The 19,090-nt window shown below is 66.6% G+C and carries 16 protein-coding genes and 1 tRNA gene; 6 read left to right on the top strand and 11 right to left on the bottom strand.

The window, feature by feature from the left end:
- Positions 1-286 precede the first annotated feature (286 nt).
- Positions 287-2,698: a TonB-dependent receptor gene (locus tag ASF00_RS06255; protein WP_200910485.1), complete on the top strand. Its 2,412-nt coding sequence runs from the start codon at positions 287-289 to the stop codon at positions 2,696-2,698.
- A gap of 27 nt (positions 2,699-2,725) precedes the next feature.
- Here ASF00_RS06255 and ASF00_RS06250 read toward each other — a convergent pair whose 3' ends face one another.
- The 6 genes from ASF00_RS06250 to ASF00_RS06225 form a co-directional block, all read right to left on the bottom strand.
- Positions 2,726-3,490 (bottom strand): MBL fold metallo-hydrolase, encoded by a 765-nt coding sequence (locus ASF00_RS06250; protein ID WP_055875893.1) that lies wholly within the window; start codon positions 3,488-3,490, stop codon positions 2,726-2,728.
- Positions 3,487-4,278 (bottom strand): TatD family hydrolase, encoded by a 792-nt coding sequence (locus ASF00_RS06245; RefSeq protein WP_055875890.1) that lies wholly within the window; start codon positions 4,276-4,278, stop codon positions 3,487-3,489. Before ASF00_RS06245 ends, ASF00_RS06250 begins: the two co-directional genes overlap by 4 nt.
- Positions 4,278-5,825, bottom strand: a complete 1,548-nt coding sequence (gene metG / locus ASF00_RS06240) for a methionine--tRNA ligase (protein ID WP_055875887.1) — start codon at positions 5,823-5,825, stop codon at positions 4,278-4,280. Before metG ends, ASF00_RS06245 begins: the two co-directional genes overlap by 1 nt.
- Positions 5,826-5,874: 49 nt before the next feature.
- Positions 5,875-6,852 (bottom strand): AAA family ATPase, encoded by a 978-nt coding sequence (locus tag ASF00_RS06235; protein WP_055875885.1) that lies wholly within the window; start codon positions 6,850-6,852, stop codon positions 5,875-5,877.
- Between the two features lie 28 nt (positions 6,853-6,880).
- The gene (locus ASF00_RS06230) at positions 6,881-8,044 is read right to left on the bottom strand and encodes a D-alanyl-D-alanine carboxypeptidase family protein (protein WP_055875882.1); all 1,164 of its coding nucleotides are present in this window, start codon (positions 8,042-8,044) and stop codon (positions 6,881-6,883) included.
- 106 nt (positions 8,045-8,150) lie between these two features.
- Positions 8,151-9,194 (bottom strand): lytic murein transglycosylase, encoded by a 1,044-nt coding sequence (locus ASF00_RS06225; RefSeq protein WP_055875879.1) that lies wholly within the window; start codon positions 9,192-9,194, stop codon positions 8,151-8,153.
- Positions 9,195-9,362: 168 nt separating this feature from the next.
- Between ASF00_RS06225 and ASF00_RS06220 the strand changes: the two genes are divergently transcribed.
- A tRNA-Pro gene (locus tag ASF00_RS06220) sits at positions 9,363-9,439 on the top strand.
- A 192-nt stretch (positions 9,440-9,631) separates the two neighbouring features.
- Here ASF00_RS06220 and ASF00_RS06215 read toward each other — a convergent pair.
- Positions 9,632-10,282: a BON domain-containing protein gene (locus tag ASF00_RS06215; protein ID WP_055875876.1), complete on the bottom strand. Its 651-nt coding sequence runs from the start codon at positions 10,280-10,282 to the stop codon at positions 9,632-9,634.
- 173 nt (positions 10,283-10,455) lie between these two features.
- On the opposite strand from ASF00_RS06215, the gene ASF00_RS06210 reads away from it, so the two are divergent.
- The 4 genes from ASF00_RS06210 (at position 10,456) to ASF00_RS06195 (ending at position 14,225) form a co-directional block, all read left to right on the top strand.
- Positions 10,456-11,274, top strand: coding sequence for a universal stress protein (locus tag ASF00_RS06210; RefSeq protein WP_055875873.1), 819 nt, complete (start codon positions 10,456-10,458; stop codon positions 11,272-11,274).
- Between the two features lie 139 nt (positions 11,275-11,413).
- Positions 11,414-13,132, top strand: coding sequence for a PAS domain-containing sensor histidine kinase (locus tag ASF00_RS06205; protein WP_235525648.1), 1,719 nt, complete (start codon positions 11,414-11,416; stop codon positions 13,130-13,132).
- Entirely contained in the window at positions 13,129-13,764 is a 636-nt protein-coding gene (locus tag ASF00_RS06200) for a response regulator transcription factor (protein WP_055875870.1), read from the top strand. Before ASF00_RS06205 ends, ASF00_RS06200 begins: the two co-directional genes overlap by 4 nt.
- Before the next feature lie 68 nt (positions 13,765-13,832).
- Entirely contained in the window at positions 13,833-14,225 is a 393-nt protein-coding gene (locus tag ASF00_RS06195; RefSeq protein ID WP_055875867.1) for a hypothetical protein, read from the top strand.
- A gap of 1 nt (position 14,226) precedes the next feature.
- Here ASF00_RS06195 and ASF00_RS06190 read toward each other — a convergent pair whose 3' ends face one another.
- The 4 genes from ASF00_RS06190 to adhP all read right to left on the bottom strand — a co-directional run bounded on the left by ASF00_RS06190 (position 14,227) and on the right by adhP (position 19,078).
- A complete protein-coding gene (locus ASF00_RS06190; protein ID WP_055875865.1) occupies positions 14,227-14,502 on the bottom strand; it encodes a hypothetical protein in 276 nt (91 codons plus the stop codon).
- A 129-nt stretch (positions 14,503-14,631) separates the two neighbouring features.
- Entirely contained in the window at positions 14,632-15,660 is a 1,029-nt protein-coding gene (locus tag ASF00_RS06185; RefSeq protein ID WP_055875861.1) for an acetate/propionate family kinase, read from the bottom strand.
- On the bottom strand, positions 15,648-18,044 hold the full coding sequence (locus ASF00_RS06180) for a phosphoketolase family protein (RefSeq protein ID WP_055875858.1): 2,397 nt from the start codon (positions 18,042-18,044) through the stop codon (positions 15,648-15,650). The genes ASF00_RS06185 and ASF00_RS06180 overlap by 13 nt, the downstream gene beginning before the upstream one ends.
- Positions 18,041-19,078, bottom strand: coding sequence for an alcohol dehydrogenase AdhP (adhP, locus tag ASF00_RS06175; protein ID WP_055875855.1), 1,038 nt, complete (start codon positions 19,076-19,078; stop codon positions 18,041-18,043). Before adhP ends, ASF00_RS06180 begins: the two co-directional genes overlap by 4 nt.
- Positions 19,079-19,090: the final 12 nt, after the last annotated feature.

Genomic DNA, 19,090 nt, shown 5'->3' with positions numbered 1-19,090 from the left:
CTGTGCGTCGTCGGGCCCATGCGGTATTGACCAATGCAAAGCGTCGCCGACGCGATCGGTTCCGTGCCGGTCCAGAGCCGACCTGCCTCAAGGCGTGCAGCTTTGCTGGCGCCATGTCCGGTGTTGCGGAACGGACACGCCGGAGCCGCCAAATCCGCCTGGCGAAAGGGACCGGCCCGGAATTAACTGATCGACATCGAACCGTCATTGAAACGTCGCTGCCTGGTAACCTGGCGCGCCGATGGGGCTCTGAGAGCGTTGCGTCATGGCAGCGCGGGGGACCAACATGAACCGTCTATCCGGCCTTTTCGCCAGTGTCGCCGTGCTCGCGATCGCCGCACCCGCCGTCGCACAGACCGCCCCGGACACGTCTGCTTCGGTCGCGCAGGCGGACCAGCCTTTGCCAGGCGGTGGCGCCGATGCGTCGCCGGATAGCCCTGCTGACATCGTCGTGCTTGGCTTCGGCCAGAGCCGTCAGGTGCAGAGCGTCAGCGCGGTCGATCTCGCACGGCTCACCCCCGGTTCCAGCCCGTTAAAGGCGATCGAGAAGCTACCCGGCGTCAATTTCCAGGCGTCCGATCCGTTCGGCGCCTATGAATGGGCGGTCCGCATTTCGTTGCGCGGGTTCAACCAGAACCAGCTCGGCTTCACGCTCGACGGCGTCCCGCTCGGCGACATGAGCTATGGCAACGTCAACGGCCTCCACATCAGCCGCGCGATCATCTCCGAGAACGTCGCCCGTACCGAAGTCGCGCAGGGCGCCGGCGCCCTCGGCACCGCCTCGACCAGCAATCTCGGCGGCACGATCCAGTTCTTCAGCGACAAGCCGCGCGACACCGCGAACGTCACCGGCGGCGGCACCTATGGTTCGGACAATACCTATCGCGGCTATGCCCGGCTCGACAGCGGCGATCTCGGCGGCGGCCTCAAGGGCTATCTCAGCTATGGCTACCTGACGACCGACAAATGGAAGGGCGACGGCGTCCAGCGTCAGCATCAGGCGAACGGGAAGATCGTCAAGGACCTTGGTGCGTTCGGCAGCCTGTCGGCTTTCCTCAATTTCTCCGATCGTCGCGAGCAGGACTACCAGGATCTCAGCTACGACATCATCCGTCGTCGCGGGCTGCGCAACGACAATATCGCCAACAATTATCCGCTCGCACTGCAGATCGCGAAGACCTACCAGAATCAGGGCGCGCTGGCGACCTACACCAGGGCCAACAACGGCTCGTCGGTCGGTTTCGCCGCACCGTGGGCGGGCATCGGCACGACCTTTCCAACGGGGTTCGGTACGGTCGACGATGCGTATTTCGATGCCGGTGGCGTGCGCCGCGACTATCTTGGCGGGGTCACGCTGAACGCCAACCTCACGCCCGAATTGACCATGGTCACGACCGGCTATTATCATGACAACAAGGGCCAGGGGTCATGGATCACGCCCTATTCGCCGACGCCGGTAGGGGCGCTGGACCAGGATGGCAGTGCGATCACGGCAGCGAGCCCGCTTGGCTTCCGGACGACCGAATATAGCATCAAGCGCGGTGGTGCGCTCAGCAACATCGCCTATGAGACGGGCGCGAACACCTTCGAGGTGGGTGGCTGGCTCGAAACCAACACCTTCACGCAGGCACGTCGCTTCTACGGGATGACCGACGGCGCCGCGCCCAACCGCGACGTGCTGGAGTTCCAGAAGAACGCCTATGCAACGCAGTGGGACGGCAAGTACGGCACTGACACGATGCAGTATCATGTCGAGGATACGCTGAAGCTGGCGGGTGATCGGCTGATCGTCAACGCCGGGTGGAAGGGGGCGTATGTCGTCAACAGTGCGACGATGCTGCCCGATACGACCGCGCCGCTATCCGTCGGCCGCATCTCAGCAAAGGACTGGTTCCAGCCACAGGCGGGCATCCTGTTCAAGCTGACTCCCGCAGCGGAAATCTTTGCGGACTATACCGAGAACATGCGCGCCTTCGTCTCGTCGGCAACGACCGGGCCGTTCGCGGCGACCCAGGCCGGCTTCAACGCGGTTCGCGGCCGCCTAAAACCCGAGCGTTCGAAGACCGCGGAGGGCGGCGTACGCCTGCATAGCGGGCCGTTCCAGGCCTCGGCGGTCGGTTATTATGTCGACTTCTCGAACCGACTGCTCGCCTTCGCGAACGGCGTCGGCATCCTCGGCAATGCGCCGACGCTCAACAATGCCGGCAGCGTGCGGACCTACGGCGCCGAAGTCTCGGCCAACTACCGCGTGTTCCGGCCATTTTCGCTGTTCGCTAGCTATTCCTACACCAACGCCGAATATCAGGACACGGTCACCGACGCCTCCGGATCGGTCCAGGTCCGCAAGGGCGACACCGTGGTCGATACGCCCAAGCACATGGTCAAGGGTGAGATCGTGCTCGAACAGTCCGGCTTCACCGGCCGGGTCGGGGCGGATTACATGAGCAAGCGCTACTTCACCTATCGCAACGACCAGTCGGTGCCGAGCCGCGTGCTGGTCGACGCCAGCATCGGCTACCGGTTCGACGGCGAAGGCGCACTGCACGGCGTCGCGATCGAGGGCAGCGTCACCAACCTGACCGATAAGAAATATATTGCGACGATCGGCTCGAACGGCTTCACCGCCAGCGGTGACAACCAGACGCTGCTCGCTGGCGCACCACGGCAGTTCTTCGTCTCGCTGAAAAAGGGTTTCTGACGCACCGCTGGGGCTCACCGTCAAGCCTCAGGCGGTGAGCACCAGTCCGTCATAACCGGGTTCGACCCGCGCCGGCAGCTCTGCGCAGAGAGAGGCATAGTCCATGCTCTGGTCCATGTGGATCAGCGCGGCGCGTTTGGGCGCCAGGCGATCGACCCAGGCGAGGACGGCCGGCAATTCCATATGGGTCGGATGCGGTCGCCGGCGCAACGCATCGACGACCCAGACGTCCAAGCCTTCATACAGAATAGCCATATCATCGGTCATCATGTTGAAATCGGTCGCGTATCCGATTGAACGGCCATCCGCCTCGAACCGCAGTCCGGCTGCCTGCGTGTTGCCATGCGGCTGGTCGGTGACACGAATATCGATCCCGCCAATCGTTAGTCGATCGGGCAAGGGCACCCCGGCGATCGTTGGCGGATACCCTGCCCGGCCGTTAAAGGCATAGGCGAAACGCGCGTCCAGCGCCGCCAGCGTCGCGGGGCGCGCGTACCCACGCACCGGCGTTCCCGTTGCGTGATATAGTTGCCGCAGATCGTCGATGCCGTGGCAATGATCGGCATGGTCGTGCGTCCAGATCACCGCATCGACCCGGTCGATATCCGCCGCGAGCAACTGCTCGCGCATGTCAGGGCTGGTGTCGATCAGGATCCGCGTGCCGTCATGCTCGACCAGCGCGGAGGCGCGCGTGCGACGGTTGCGCGGCTCGCCCGGGTCGCAGTCGCCCCAATCATTGCCGATCCTCGGCACGCCGGAGGATGTGCCGGAGCCGAGAATCGTGATCTTCATACGACCGCCCCGGACACCCTCGTCTTGGCGAACAGCGTGTGGAAGTTCTCCGCGGTACGACGCGACAAATCCTCGACATTCTCCCCGCGCAGGTCGGCGAGAAACTTGGCGGTGTCGGCGACGAAGCCAGGTTCGCCCGTCTTGCCACGATGCGGTACCGGCGCGAGGAACGGCGCATCGGTCTCGATCAGCAGGCGGTTGATCGGCAGGCGCGCCGCGGTCTCCTGGAGGTCGCGCGCGTTCTTGAACGTCACGATCCCCGATATCGAGATATAAAGCCCCATATCCAACGCCTTGTTGGCGAAAGCTCCACTCGCCGTGAAGCAGTGGATGACGCCGGGATAGGCCCCCTTCCCCATTTCTTCGGCCATGATCGCCGCGGTATCGTCCTCGGCATCGCGCGTGTGGACGACGATCGGCAACCCGGTCTCGCGCGACGCCGCGATGTGCGCACGGAAGCTTGCCTGCTGGCGTGCGCGGTCCGAGGTATCGCGGAAATAGTCGAGGCCACTCTCGCCGAGACCGACCACGCGCGGATGTCGTGCGCGCGCGATCAGTTTGGCCGCGTCGACGTCGGGATAGGTGTCGGCCTCGTTCGGGTGGATGCCGATCGTCGCCCAGACGTCTGGCTCACGTTCGGCGGTCGCGACGATATCGTCCCACTCGCTCTCGCGCGTCGAGATGTTGAGCATCGCGGTCACACCACGCGCCCGGGCGCGCTCGAGTACCGCCTGCTGGTCCTCGACAAGGCCCTTGTAGTTCAGATGGCAGTGGCTGTCGGCGAGCATCAGGCCTCCGCGGGCATTTCGAGACGGGGAAATACGGGCGATGGGGGGGCGATCCGGAAGCCCGATGCCGCAGTCCGGTCGTACCAGCCGTCATCGTCGATCGCCGCATGGTCGCGCTCGGTCGCGCCGATCTGATCGAGGACCTTGCCCGCGGACTCGGGCACGACCGGCAGGATCGCGATCGCCAGCATGCGGATCGCGCGAACCAGCGTGCGGAGCACCGCGTGCATCCGCTCGGGATCGGTCTTGCGCAACGCCCAGGGGGCCTGCGCGTCGATATACTGGTTGCACGCGAACACGCCGCGCATCCACGCCTCGATGCCTTGCGACAGCGCGAGATCGGTGAAGCCCGACTTCAACCCGGCGCAGGCGACGACGACCTCTTCGATCAGCATCCCGTCGGCGTCCTGAGCATCACCAGCCGTGGGAAACTCACCGCTCAGGTTCTTGGCGATAAACGACAACGTCCGCTGCGCGAGGTTGCCGAAGCTGTTCGCCAGCTCGGCATTTACCCGCATCACGATCGCCTCGGGCGAATAGCTGCCGTCCTGGCCGAAGCTGACCTCGCGGAGGAAGAAATAGCGCAGCGCGTCGACGCCGAACGCATCCGCCAGCGCCATCGGGTCGACGACGTTACCGACCGATTTCGACATCTTCTCGCCACGCGTCAGCAGGAAGCCATGGCCGAACACGCTTTTCGGCAAGGGAATCCCTGCCGACAGCAGGAACGCCGGCCAGTAGACCGCGTGAAAGCGGACGATGTCCTTGCCGATCAGATGGATATCCGCCGGCCAGTATTTCGCCTTGTCGCCGGTCATGTTGGGATAACCGATCCCGGTCAGATAGTTGGTGAGCGCATCGACCCAGACATACATGACGTGTCCCGGGCTGCCGGGCACCGGCACGCCCCAGTCGAAGCTGGTGCGTGAGACCGACAGATCCTTCAGCCCGCCCTCGACGAAGCGCATCACCTCGTTGCGACGGCTCTCGGGGCGGATGAAATCGGGGTTGGCGGCGAAGAGGTCGAGCAACGGCTGCTGATATTTCGACAGGCGGAAGAACCAGGTCTCCTCGGCGGTCCATTCGACAGGCGTACCCTGCGGCGAGCGGCGATCATCGCCCTCCCCGGTCAGTTCGGATTCGTCGTAGAACGCCTCGTCGCGGACCGAATACCAGCCTTCGTACCGATCAAGATACAGGTCGCCGGCGTCCGCCATCGCCTGCCAGATCGCGGCGCTCGCGGCGTAGTGATCCTCGTCGACGGTGCGGATGAAACGGTCGTACGAGATGCCAAGACGATCCGCCATCTCATGGAAATAGGACGACATTTCGTTAGCAAGGTCGCGCACCGTGATATCGCGCTCGCGCGCGGTCTGGACCATCTTGAGGCCATGCTCGTCGGTGCCGGTCTGGAACAGCACGTCGCACCCGGCCTGACGCTGGAAGCGCGCGATCGCATCCGCGGCGACCATCTCGTACGCGTGGCCGATATGCGGACGGCCGTTGGGATAGTGGATTGCGGTGGTGATATAGAAAGGGTCGGCCATGCCGCGCTCCTAGAGCATCGGCCCGATCAGGTGAAGCCTGTGCAGGCGCTCACTGGCGTAATGTCGCGACGATCCCCGCCATCTCGAACACGGTCGCCTGCGCGTCGAGCGACAGGCCGATCGCAGCCCCCGCCAGCTCGCGCGCAGCGGCGTGCGCATCGAGCGCGGCGCGCAGCGCCGGCCCCGACCGGGTCCGTGCCGCGTCGGCGATAAACGCGGGCGCGCGGTCGAGAAATGCCTCGTAGCGCGGTTGCGCCGCCTTGAGCCCCAGCGCCTTGGCGAGCTTCAACCGGCGTCCGTTATCGCGGTCGCCGTCCTGTGCGATCGCGGCGATGGCATCGTCGATCGCGGCGATGTCGAGCCCGGCATAGCGCAGCGCGCGGCCGGGCGCGCCGTCGCTCGCGCGGACCAGCGCGGCGACCTCGTCCTCGCCAGCGTCGGGCTGCAGCGTCCGGATCGCGGTCGCGACATCGCCGTCGGTGAGCGCCTCGAACCGCAGCAGACGACAGCGCGAACGGATCGTTGGCAGCAACCGCCCCGGCGCGTGGCTGACGAGCAGGAAGATCGTCCCCGCGGGCGGCTCTTCGAGATTCTTGAGTAGCGCATTGGCACCGCCCCGCTCCAGATCGTCGATCGCGTCGATGACGACCACGCGCCGCGGACTCATCGACGGCGTGGTTGCGAACAGCGGTTGCAGCGTACGCACCTGCGCGATCGTGATACTGCGCGCTAGATCCTGATCGGGCTTTTCCGGATCTTTCGGCAATCGCGCGAGTATGCGGAAGTCGGGATGCGACCCGGCCTCCATCAGCGACCGCGTCCGGTTTCCTTCCGGAACCTCCCACCCGGCAGACCCGTCATCGGGTTCGGCCGCATCCGCCAGCATCCGCATCGCCACGGCGCGCGCGAAACTCGCCTTGCCGACGCCCTGCGGCCCAGCGATCAGCCATGCGTGATGCAGCGACCCGCCGCGCATGGCGGCCAGAAAGGCCGCCTGCGCAGCGGTGTTGCCGATGATCGGCGTCATGCCTGCACCACTATAGGCGCCAGGGTCATCAGCCGAAAAAGCCGGTCAGTCCTGCCCATGCTCGACCGAAAAAGCCGGCCTCGCCGACGTCTTTGTCGGCAACCAGCGGCATCGTCTGCTGAAGACCGTCGGACGTGGTAACGACGAGATCGGCGACATGCTGCCCCGCCTTGATCGGCGCCTTGATCGGTCCGTCATAAACGACCTTGGCGGTCATCGCCGGCGAGGTGCCGGCGGGCAGCGTCACGGTCAGCGCCTTGGGCGCGACGAGCCCGACCGACGACGAATCGCCGAGCTGGACAGCGGCGGTCTCGACCATCTTGCCCTTGGCGACGATCGGCTTGGACTGCCAAGCGCGGAAGCCCCATTCCATGAAGCGGACCGATTCCTCGGCGCGCTGACCCGAGCTGGTCAGGCCGGCGACCACCATCACGAGGCGACGGCCATTCTGCACCGCCGAGCCGGTGAAGCCATAGCCCGCCTCCTCGGTGTGACCGGTCTTCAGGCCATCGGCGCCCGCGACGCGACCGAGGATCGGATCGCGGTTCGCCTGGGTGATCGCGCTGCCGCCCATCGTCTTGCCCCAGGTGAAGTCGCGCTTCGAGTAGAACTGCTTGTACAGGTCAGGATAGTTCGTGATCGTCGCCGCCGCGAGCTTGGCAAGATCGTGCGCTGTGACATAGGTGACGCCGTTGTCGGGCCAGCCGTTCGCGGTACCGAAATGGCTGTCCTTCAGGCCCAGTTCGGCCGCCTTGCGGTTCATCCGTTCGGTAAAGGCCTGCTCCGACCCCGAAATGCCCTCGGCGAGCACGATGCACGCGTCGTTGCCCGACAGCGTGACGATGCCGTACAGCAGATTGGCGACGCTGACATTCTCACCCGACGACAGGAACATCGTCGAACCCGCTGACGGACCATGCCATTTCGCCCAGGTTTCGGGCCGTACCGGCATCATCTGGTCGAGCTTCAGCTCGCCCTTCTTCACCATGTCGAACGCGACATAGACCGTCATCATCTTGGCGAGCGACGCCGGCGGCATCCGACGATCGGCATCGCGTGCGAACAGCACGGCACCCGACGACAGGTCCTCCATATACGCGATCGGCGCCGCGGTCTGGAATTGCGGCGCGGCGGCGATGGACGGGTGCGCCAGCGCGAGGGCGACGAGCGGTGCGACGATCAGCTTCTTCATGGGGTATTCCGTGAGCAAAAGGGAACTCGATCCGTGGGCAGGATGTGATGCAGGTCATAGCCCCGCGGCGCGACCGCGTCACGCCCGCGTTGCGCGTAAATTCCGCCTAACGCTCGACCGCGTCCGCCAGCAGCCCGACCGACAGCGCGTAGAAGTTCGAACAGTTATAATCGAGGATCACGCGGTAGTTGCTCGTCAGCAGATACGCGGTCGCCCCCTGCCCGTCCGGCTCGAGCAGCGTCGCCATCACGCTGTCCGCGGGCAGGCTGCGCCCTTGCGGCGTGATGCCGAGCGCACGCCATTCGGCGATCGTGCGCCAGCCGCTATGCCGTTCGAAAACGCGCGGGCAACGGGGCGATACGAGCCGGTTGCGGACCTGCGACCGGTCGAATGCTGCGGGTACGTTGACCGCAACGCCCCAGGGCTGCCCCGCGCGCCAGCCGGCATCGACGAAGTAATTGCCGATCGACGCCAGCGTATCGGCCGCACTTTTCCAGATATCCGCGCGCCCGTCGCCATCGCCGTCCCGCGCGAGACGCAGATAGATCGACGGCAGGAACTGCGGATTGCCGGTCGCGCCTGCCCAGCTTCCCTTGAGCTGCTCGCGCGTCACGCCGCGATCGAGCATCTTAAGCCCGGCGATGAACTCGCCCGCGAACAGCGATCGACGACGCCCCTCATAGGCGAGGCTGGCGAGCGACCGTAGGAGATCGAAATTGCCGGTATAGCTACCGTAATTCGTCTCATGCCCCCAGATCGCGACCATGATCGATTCAGGCACGCCGGTCTGCTGCTCGATCCGCTGCAGACGATAACGCTGCGCCTGATACGTCTGGCGACCGCGCCCAATCCTTGCCGCATCGACATGCTGCGAGCGATACGGCGCGAACGCCGGTACCGCGCTCGGATTGGCTGCACCCGGTTGCTGCCGGTCGAGATCGATGACCCGCTGGTTCAGCGTCAGGCCTGGAAACACCGCATTCACCGTCCGCGTGCTGACGCCTTCGGCAAGCGCCTGTTGCCGGAGTGCGACCATATAGGCCTGAAATCCGGCATCGTCCTGCGCCGCTGCCGGACCACTGCCGGCCAGCATGGCGACGACGCCGATCACGAGATTGCGCAACCGCGCGGTTTTCGATGTCCCACCCATGCGAAGGCTCTGCCACAGCCGCGCCGCGATCGGAACCTCGCATCGTCGCACCCGCCGCACGCACGACCGTACCGCGCGCTCCCCGCTGCCCCCGGCAGCGTCTTTCGGCCCGCGGGATACGAAGCCGCTTGCCATACTGCGAAGGCTGAGGCTAAGGGCCATCGCAGTCGGGGAGTGGCGCAGGCTGGTAGCGCACCTGGTTTGGGACCAGGGGGTCGCAGGTTCGAATCCTGTCTCCCCGACCATCTCGTCTGGCGTTTAAAAAGGCCGGGCGAAGCGAGTTGCTTGACGTTCGCATCGGATGATCGACGTTCGCCATCGAAAGAGCTGGCTACTAGTCGCTCGGATTGAGTCGAGACTCCCCCACGACGCGTCGCGCGCCACCAACCGGACCGGTTGACGACATGACGTTCGTGGTCCGACGACAGCGCCTAACCTCAGACAATCTCAAGCATGTTCTCGACCTTCACCGCACCCGGCGCGGCCCAGGCGGTGCGCTCGGCGACCATCCGGTCGTGCGGCGAATCGACCGACCCCGTCAGCCGCACCGTGCCCCCATCCACCGACACCTTGATCGTGTCGCCGTCGAAGAACCACGAGCGGTGCAGCGCGGTCCGGATATCGTTGCTGACATCGGTCACGTCGACGCGCGGTTTCAGCGTGATGTGGTTGATCACGCCGACCACGCCCGCCAGCGGCCGCACCGCCGCCTCGGCCGCATCCCGCTCGAAATGCCAGCGTACCTCGCCGCGCAGGCTCACCCAGCCATCCTCGACCTGCGCCTTCACGCTGTCGTGCGGGATCGTCGTATCCCAGGACAGCCGCTCCACGATTGCGCTGGCGATCGCCTCGTCTCCGCGCTTGAAGCGGTCCTCTAGTTGCACCTCGATGGCTTCGACCACCGCCTTGACGCCGTCGACGCGCGCCGCGGCGCGTTCGGCGGCATATTTGGCCGCATAGCTGCCCGCATGGCCGCTCAGCGTGACGACGCCGTTGTTCGCGGTCACGCCGATATGCCCGGCGGGGACGCTGGGATCCCAGTTGAGTTCGGCGAGCACGGCCTCTTGCAGTCTTGCGTCGTGCGACATGACACTCTCCCAAAATCGCGGCGCAGGCGGTCCCGTACCGATGCGCGCAATCCTATCGACGCGGCCGTCCGCCGACAGTCTCGGGAACTACGCAGGTCCCGACATTGCGTAATTCCCGATACTTTTGTTCGCCCTCCCCCACGCCGACAACGCGGCAAGGAGGGAGAGCACGCATGACCTATTCGACCCTGATGGTGCACCTCGATGGTGGCCGCCCCAATGCCGCGCTGCTCGATGTCGCGGCCACGCTCGCCGACCAGTATGACGCCGCGGTGATCGGGATCGCGGCCTGCCGGCCGATCCCGATCGCGACGTGCGACGGCTATCTCGGCGGCGAATATGCGGTGATCGAGCGGGAGATCGTCGCCGACGAACTCGCCCGCGCCAAGACCGAATTCCACGCGCACAAACGCCTCGCGCGGCACAGTCTCGAATGGCGATCGATCCCGACGCTGGCCAACATCGCGCACGTCGTCGCACAGCAGGCGCGCGCCGCCGATCTGATCATCACAAGCGCAGGGCCTGGTTTGACCGACCTCGCGACGCATGCCGACACCGGCGACCTGATTCTGCGCGCCGGCCGCCCGGTGCTCGTCGTTCCTGACGGTCCCGCCACAGCGACCTTCTCGACCGTCATGGTCGCGTGGACTGACACGCGCGAATGCCGCCGCGCGATCAGCGATGCGCTGCCGATGCTCCGCACCGCCGACCGCGTCGTCATCGCCGAGGTCGCGATCGACCCGATCGACGCGCGCACACCGATCGACGATGCCGCGGCTTGGCTCGCGCGCCACGGCGTCGATGCGGACAAGGTCGTCGCTCGGATGAAGGGTACCAGCATCGACACGCTCGCAGCCCTCGCCGACGAGGTCGAGGCGGACCTCGTCGTCGCCGGCGCCTACGGTCACAGCCGGATCCGCGAATGGGCATTCGGCGGCATGACGCGAGACCTGTTGCTGCACAGCCGGTGCTGCACTTTGTTGTCGCATTAAGCGATGGCACGCCGCGCAATCCACAAGTATATGGGAACGCTTGCAGTAATAAACCCAAGACTAGGGATTGGCGGAACAATATTGTTTGCGATAACGGCGATCGAAGGAGTATTGGCGTATAGTGGCTAAACCGCCTAGCATGGGTCATGTTGCGATGTCGGCTGTCGATACCTCGACTCCTGGCGGATCGGAACCGTTCGCCGAACAAGGCCCATCGCTCAATGAATTGCCGCATCGCGCCACGAGCAATCGTACCGCCCGCATGATCGCGTCGCAATCTCCGCACGGCCACAACACGCCCGGGTCCGTCGCGGGCGGCGATGCGACGCTGGCGGAGGAGCTCGGTCTGCTGATCGATGGCGCCACGACCTATGCGATCTACATGCTCGATCCGCGGGGCCGCGTGACGATCTGGAACCGCGGCGCCGAGCGGATCAAGGGCTGGGCTGAGGCGGAGATCATCGGCCGCGACTTTTCAATCTTCTATCCCGCCGACGATATCGCCGCAGGCAGGCCGCACGCCGACCTCGCGCGCGCGCACGCCTGCGGACGGATCGAGGAGGAGAGCTGGCGGGTTCGCAAGGACGGCTCCGAATTCCTCGCGCACGTCACGATCACCGCGCTCCACGACGACGCGGGCGCGCTGCGTGGGTTCGGCAAGGTCATCCGCGACATCACGCAGGACAAGGCCGCCGAGGCCGCGATCGTGCGGCGCGAACATCATCTCCGCTCGATCCTGAACACCGTCCCCGATGCGATGATCGTGATGAACGAAAACGGCATCGTCTCGTCGTTCAGCGCGGCGGCCGAACTCGTCTTCGGCTATGCGGCGAGCGACGTCATCGGCCAGAACGTCGCGATGCTGATGCCGCAGACCGAGGCGCGCGATCACGACCAGCATCTGCGCACCTACCGCGAGACGGGCGAGCGCCACGTGATCGGCAACGTCCGTCTCGAGCGCGCGATGCGCAAGGGCGGCGAGACCTTCCCGATCGAGCTCGCGGTCGGCGAGGCGTCGATCGCCGGCGAACGGATCTTCACCGGGTTCATCCGCGATCTGACCAACCGCCGCGCGACCGAACGCCGCCTGAAGGAGCTTCAGTCCGAGCTCGTCCATGTCTCGCGCGTCAGCGCGATGGGCACGATGGCCTCGACGCTGGCGCACGAGATCAACCAGCCGCTGACCGCGATCGCCAATTATCTGGAGGCGGCACGCGCGATGATCGGTGACAGCCCCGACGCGGTACTGGCCCCGTTGCTTTCCGACGTCGCCGAGGCGCTGGAGCTGGCGGCGGCGCAATCGTTGCGGGCGGGGGCGATCGTCCGGCGGGTCCGCGCGTTCGTCGACGGCGGCGATACCGCGTTCCGCGACGAACGGCTCGACCTGCTCGTCGAGGAGGCGACCAGCCTCGGCCTGCTCGGCGCGCGCGAGGCCGGAATTGCCGTCGCCACCCACGTCGCACAGGGCGGCGCGATGGTGCTGGTCGATCGCATTCAGATCCAGCAGGTGCTCGTCAACCTGATCCGCAACGCGATCCAGTCGATGGCGGCTTCACGCGACAAGGTGCTGACGATCGCTACCGCGCCCGAACGCGACGGCTGCATGCAGATCACCGTCGCCGACACCGGCACCGGGATCGACGCCGCGGTGCGCGCCCGCCTGTTCGAGGCGTTCGCGACCACCAAGGAGGACGGCATGGGGCTCGGCCTTTCGATCTGCCGGACGATCGTCGAGGCGCATGGCGGACGGATCTGGGCAGAGGGCATCGCCACCGGTGGCACAGCCTTCCACTTCACCGTGCCGCTCGCCGCCCGCGCGGACGCCTCTGAGACAGCCGACGGAGGCCTACACCGGTGACTGATCCGACCCGCATCGTCCATATCGTCGACGACGACGAGGCGATCCGCCAGTCTATCGGCTTCCTTCTGCGCAAGGGCGGCTACGCGGTCCGCACCTATCCCGCCGGCACGCCGTTCCTGAAGGCGGTCACGCGCGAGACTCGTGGTTGCGTGCTGCTCGACGTCCGAATGCCCGATCTCGACGGACTGGAGGTCCAGGCGCGGCTCGCCCAGTCGGGCATCACGCTGCCGGTGATCATGCTGACCGGGCACGGCGACGTCACGCTGGCGGTCCGCGCGATCAAGGCAGGCGCGATCGAGTTTCTTGAAAAGCCGTTCGAACGCACCGCCTTGCTCGCCGCGATCGAGACCGCGCTCGCACACGCCGCACGGACGAACCGGGAGCAGCTCGCCGCGGTCGAGGCGCGCATCAGGCTCGCCGCGCTCACCCCGCGCGAACGCGACGTGCTCGACGGCATGGTGCTCGGCCGTCCGAACAAGCTGATCGCGTTCGACCTCGACATCGCCACGCGCACGGTCGAAGTCCACCGCGCCAACCTGATGGACAAGCTGGCCGCACGCAGCCTGTCGGACGTCCTCCGCATCGCGTTTGCGGCGGGGTTGGGCGACGACCCTGTCGACCCGGGCTGAGACCCTCGCCTACTACGTACAGACGACTGCGGACACGCATGGCATCCAGGGTCCGACAAGGACGCCTGATGATCCACCATCCAACCCCGCCGCATGACGGCATCGCCGTTTCGCTGGTCGATGGCGATCCCGCGCTCCGCCGCGCACGCCAGATCATGCTGCTCTCCGAACGCTATGACGTGCGCTCCTACGCGACCGGCGCGGCGCTGCTCGCCGATCCCCGCTCGCGCGCGGTCGCCTGCATAGTCGTCGATATCGGCGGCAGTGGCATGGACACGCTCCACGCGATGCGACGATCGGGGTGGCGTGGCGGCGCGATCCTGCTCGGCACCGCCCCCGCGCCCGCGCTGGTCCACGCGGCCGAACGCAATGGCGACCGCCTGCTCGACCGCGCCGCGGGCGACGCCCCCCTCCTCACCGCAATCGCCGCTTCGATCGCGGGTCGCAGGCCCGGAGGCTAGATCAGCTGGCGAGCTTCAGCGTCAAACGAGCCCGCGGCGCCCCGCGGCGCAACGCCGGTGCCAAGACCGGCAAGACCGCGCGGCGCGGGGGCGCGACCGCAGGCTCGGCGATCAGGCATGGCACCGCAGCGGCGAGTGCGCTGAGACGAGCGGCGTACAACCGCGCGAGCGTCTCGTGTGCGGCGCGCGCACACGGCCCTGCCGCCGCATCGGCCATCGCGCGCGTGGCAGCGAGGCGGCGCTGGACATAGAGCATCTCGGTCTGGACGGCGTTCATCGCAAATTCCCCGCTGGTCCGCGCCCGCTGCCGCACGATGCGGGGTCTGGAGAGCTGATCCACATCAAGACAATATCGCGAGCCGGCCACGGAGTCGGGCATCGGAAAACACGTAATCCCCGCGTTGCGTCAGGCGAGCGTGGCGGCGTGACGCGCGATCTGCACATCCTCCTGCGAGGGCAGTATCCGGATGTCCAACCCCGGCACCCATGCCAGCCCCGCCCGGATCGCGCGCGCCGTCGGCGCGTCATGCTCGCCGATTCCGCCGGTCAGCACGAGCATGTCCGCACCCCCGAGCGAGGCGATCATCGCTGCGATCTGCTTGCACACCGATCGCTCGAACATGCGGATCGCGAGGTCGGCCTCATCGGTCGCGGCGGCGCGCAGAATTCGCATGTCCCCCGACACACCCGAAATCCCGGCCATGCCCGATGCATGATCGACCAGCGTCGCCAGCGAAGGTGCGTCCAGCCCCGTCTCGCGCAACAGGTGCAGCAGCACGCCCGGATCGAGATCGCCCGTCCGCGTCGCCATCATCACGCCGCCGGCCGGGGTCAGCCCCATGCTGGTGTCGATCGACCGGCCATCGCGCACCGCCGTCACGCTCGCGCCATTGCCGAGATGCGCGATCACCAGCCGCGCGGGCAGCTCGCCGCCGAGCTGGCTCACGATCGACTCGCACGACATCCCATGGAAGCCATAGCGACGGATCCCGCTTGCCTGGTAGGCGCGCGGGATCGGCAGCGTCGTGGCGATATCGGGCATCCCCGCATGGAACGCGGTATCGAAACACGCGACCTGCGGCACCCCCGGATAGCGCGCCGCCGCCGCGCGGATCAGCGCGAGGGACGCCGGCCCGTGCAGCGGTGCGAACGCGCACGCCGTCGCGAGATCCGCCATCACCGCATCGTCGATCCGGCAATGCGCGTCGCGGTGCGGCCCGCCATGTACGATCCGGTGGCCGATTACCGTCGGTGCCGGCCACCCCTGCACCGTCTTCTCGATCGCGTCGAAGACATGGCCATGGTCGTCGGTCGTCTCGATCGTCCCGCCAACCAGCAGGACTGCCGCCTCGTCGACCGCGTACAGCCCATATTTCAGCGACGACGACCCGCTGTTGAGCGCCAGAACGACCGCGCCCGCCACTAGCGCGACCATTGCCAGTCACGCACCTCCGGCAGATCGTCGCCCTCTTCGGCGATATGCAGCTTGTGCCGCTCCATCGTCGTCCAATAGCGCGCGGTCTCGCGCGGAACATGATCGCGCAGCCGCGGAATCCGCTCGATCGCGTCGAGCGCCAACCGGTAGCGATCGAGATCGTTCAGCACGACCATGTCGAACGGCGTCGTCGTCGTGCCCATCTCCTTATAGCCGCGGACATGGATGTTCGCATGGTTGGTGCGTCGATAGGTCAGCTTGTGGATCATCGCCGGATAGCCGTGGAACGCGAAGATCACCGGCTTGTCGGTCGTGAACAGCGCATCGAACTCGCGCGCGTCGAGCCCGTGCGTATGCTCGGATCGCGGTTGCAGCACCATCAGGTCGACGACGTTCACCACCCGAATCCGGATGTCCGGCACATAGGCCCGCAGCATCGTCACCGCCGCCAGCGTCTCGAGCGTCGGCACGTCGCCCGCACAGGCCATCACCACGTCGGGGTCGGCATCGTCGCCCGCCCAGTCCCAGATCCCCGCGCCCGCGGTGCAGTGTCGGACAGCCGCGTCGATCCCGAGCCATTGCCATTCGGGCTGCTTGCCCGCGACGATCACGTTCACATAGCCGCGGCTGCGCAGGCAGTGATCGCCGACCGACAACAGGCAGTTCGCATCTGGCGGCAGATAGATCCGCGCGACGTCGGCGGTCTTGTTCGCGACATGATCGATGAACCCCGGATCCTGGTGCGACAGCCCGTTATGATCCTGCCGCCAGACATGCGAGGTCAGCAGATAGTTGAGCGACGCGATCGGCCGCCGCCACGGGATGCCGCGCGTGACCTTCAGCCATTTCGCATGCTGGTTGACCATCGAATCGACGATGTGGACGAACGCCTCGTAACACGAGAACAGCCCGTGCCGCCCGGTCAGCAGATATCCCTCGAGCCAGCCCTGGCACAGATGCTCGCTCAGCACCTCCATCACCCGGCCATCGGGGCCGAGATGCTCGTCGACCGGCTCGACCTCCGCCATCCAGACCTTGCCCGACACGTCGTACACGTCGGCGAGCCGGTTCGATGCGGTCTCGTCCGGACCGAAGAGGCGAAAATTCACCGTCGCCAGGTTGAGCTTCATCACGTCGCGCAGATAGCGGCCGAGCACGCGCGTCGCCTCGGCCTTCACCTGGCCCGGTGCCTCGACCGGCACCGCATACGCCCGGAAATCGGGCAGTGACAGCGGCACCATCAGCTCGCCGCCATTGGCATGCGGGTTCGATCCCATCCGCCGATGCCCGGTCGGCGCGAGCGACGCATACTCTGCGAGGAACTTGCCCGACGCGTCGAACAGCTCCTCGGGGCGATAGCTGCGCATCCACTCCTCGAGCTGGCGCAGATGCTCGGGATCCTTGAAATCCGCGATCGGCACCTGGTGCGCGCGCCATGTGCCCTCGACCGGCTTGCCGTCGACGATCTTCGGCCCGGTCCACCCCTTGGGCGTGCGGAACACGATCATCGGCCAGCGCGGCCGCGCCGGCGTCGCGCCCGGCACGCGCGCCGCGGCCTGGATCGCCTGGATCCGCGCCAGCGCCTTGTCGAGCGCCGCGGCGAGCTGCTGGTGGACGGCGGCGGGATCGCTACCCCCGACATAATAGGGCTCATGCCCATAGCCGCGCAGCAACGCGTCGAGCTCATGCCCGTCGATCCGCGCCAGGATCGTCGGGTTGGCGATCTTGAAGCCGTTGAGGTGCAGAATCGGCAGCACCGCGCCGTCGCGCGCGGGGTTCAGGAACTTGTTCGAGTGCCAGCTCGCCGCTAGCGCGCCCGTCTCCGCCTCGCCGTCGCCGACCACGCACGCGACCAGCAGGTCCGGATTGTCGAACGCCGCGCCATAGGCATGCGCCAGCGAATAGCCGAGCTCGCCGCCCTCATGGATCGATCCCGGCGTCTCGGGTGCGACATGGCTCGGGATCCCGCCCGGCCACGAGAATTGCCGGAACAACCGGTGCATGCCGCTGCGGCTCCGCTCGATCGCCGGATAGCGTTCGGTGTACGAGCCCTCCAGATAGGTGTTCGCGACCAGCCCGGGGCCGCCATGCCCCGGCCCGATGATGTTGATCATGTCGAGGTCATGCTCGACGATCAGCCGGTTGAGATGGACGTAGAGGAAATTCAGCCCCGGCGTCGTCCCCCAATGGCCGAGCAGCCGCGGCTTGACGTCGGCGATCGTCAGCGGCCGTTCGAGCAGCGCATTGTCGCGCAGATAGATCTGCCCGACCGACAGATAGCTCGCGGCGCGCCAATAGGCGTCCATCCGGCGCAGCATGTCGGGCGAAAGCGGGTGAGCCCTGGTCGGTGCCGGGACCGACGAATGGGTCGCCAGATCGCTCATGTCTGGCTCCCGAAATCGAGGACAACGCGCGACGCGACTTGGCCGTGTTCGAGCCGGTCGAAGACGGCGTTGATCGCCGACAGCGGCTGCACCTCGATATCCGCCTTGACCTTGCCGTCGGCGGCAAAGGCGAGCGCCTCGGCCATGTCCTTGCGCGTGCCGACGAACGAGCCGCGCACGGTGATGCAGTTCGCCACCACGTCGAACAGCGGCAGCGGGAAGTCGCCTGGCGGCAAGCCGACGAGCACGCACGTCCCACGCCGGCGCGTCATCGCCACGCCCTGGTTGAACGCGGTCAGCGACGGCGCGGTGATCAGGACGCCGTGCGCGCCGCCGCCGGTGCCGTCCTTCAGCGCCGCGATCGCAACGGACTGTCGCGCGTCGACCATCAGGTCCGCGCCCAGCGCCTCGGCATGCGCGAGCTTGCCCGCGTCGACATCGACCGCGGCGACCCGCAACCCCATCGCCTTGGCATATTGCACCGCCAGATGCCCTAGCCCGCCGACGCCTGAGATCGCGATCCACTCGCCCGGCCGTGCCGCGGTCTCCTTGATGCCCTTATACGTGGTGATCCCCGCACAGATGATCGGCGCCGCCTCGACCGCGGACAGGCCTACGGGGATGTGCGCGACGTAATTCGGGTCCGCGAGGATATATTCCGCAAACCCGCCATTGCGCGTATAACCGCCGAATTGCGCCTCGGCGCACACCGTCTCCCAGGCGGACAAGCAGTATTCGCAGTGACCGCAGGCGGAATAGAGCCACGGCACACCGACCCGGTCGCCGCGCTTCACGGTCGTCACGCCCGCGCCGACCTCGACGACGATCCCGATCCCCTCATGGCCGGGAATGAACGGCGGTACCGGTTTGACCGGCCAGTCGCCGCGTGCGGCGTGCAGGTCGGTGTGACACACCCCGCACGCCTCGGTCTTGACGAGGATCTGCCCCGGCCCCGCGCTCGGCACCGGCCACTCGCGCAGGGTCAACGGTTTGCCGAACGCCTCGACGACGGCGGCGTGCATCATATGGGTCATGGATTGTCCTTG

Origin of the sequence: Sphingomonas sp. Leaf34 (assembly GCF_001421805.1) — a bacterium.
Taxonomy (GTDB): Bacteria; Pseudomonadota; Alphaproteobacteria; order Sphingomonadales; family Sphingomonadaceae; genus Sphingomonas.
This window is presented reverse-complemented; position numbering and strand designations above follow the sequence as displayed.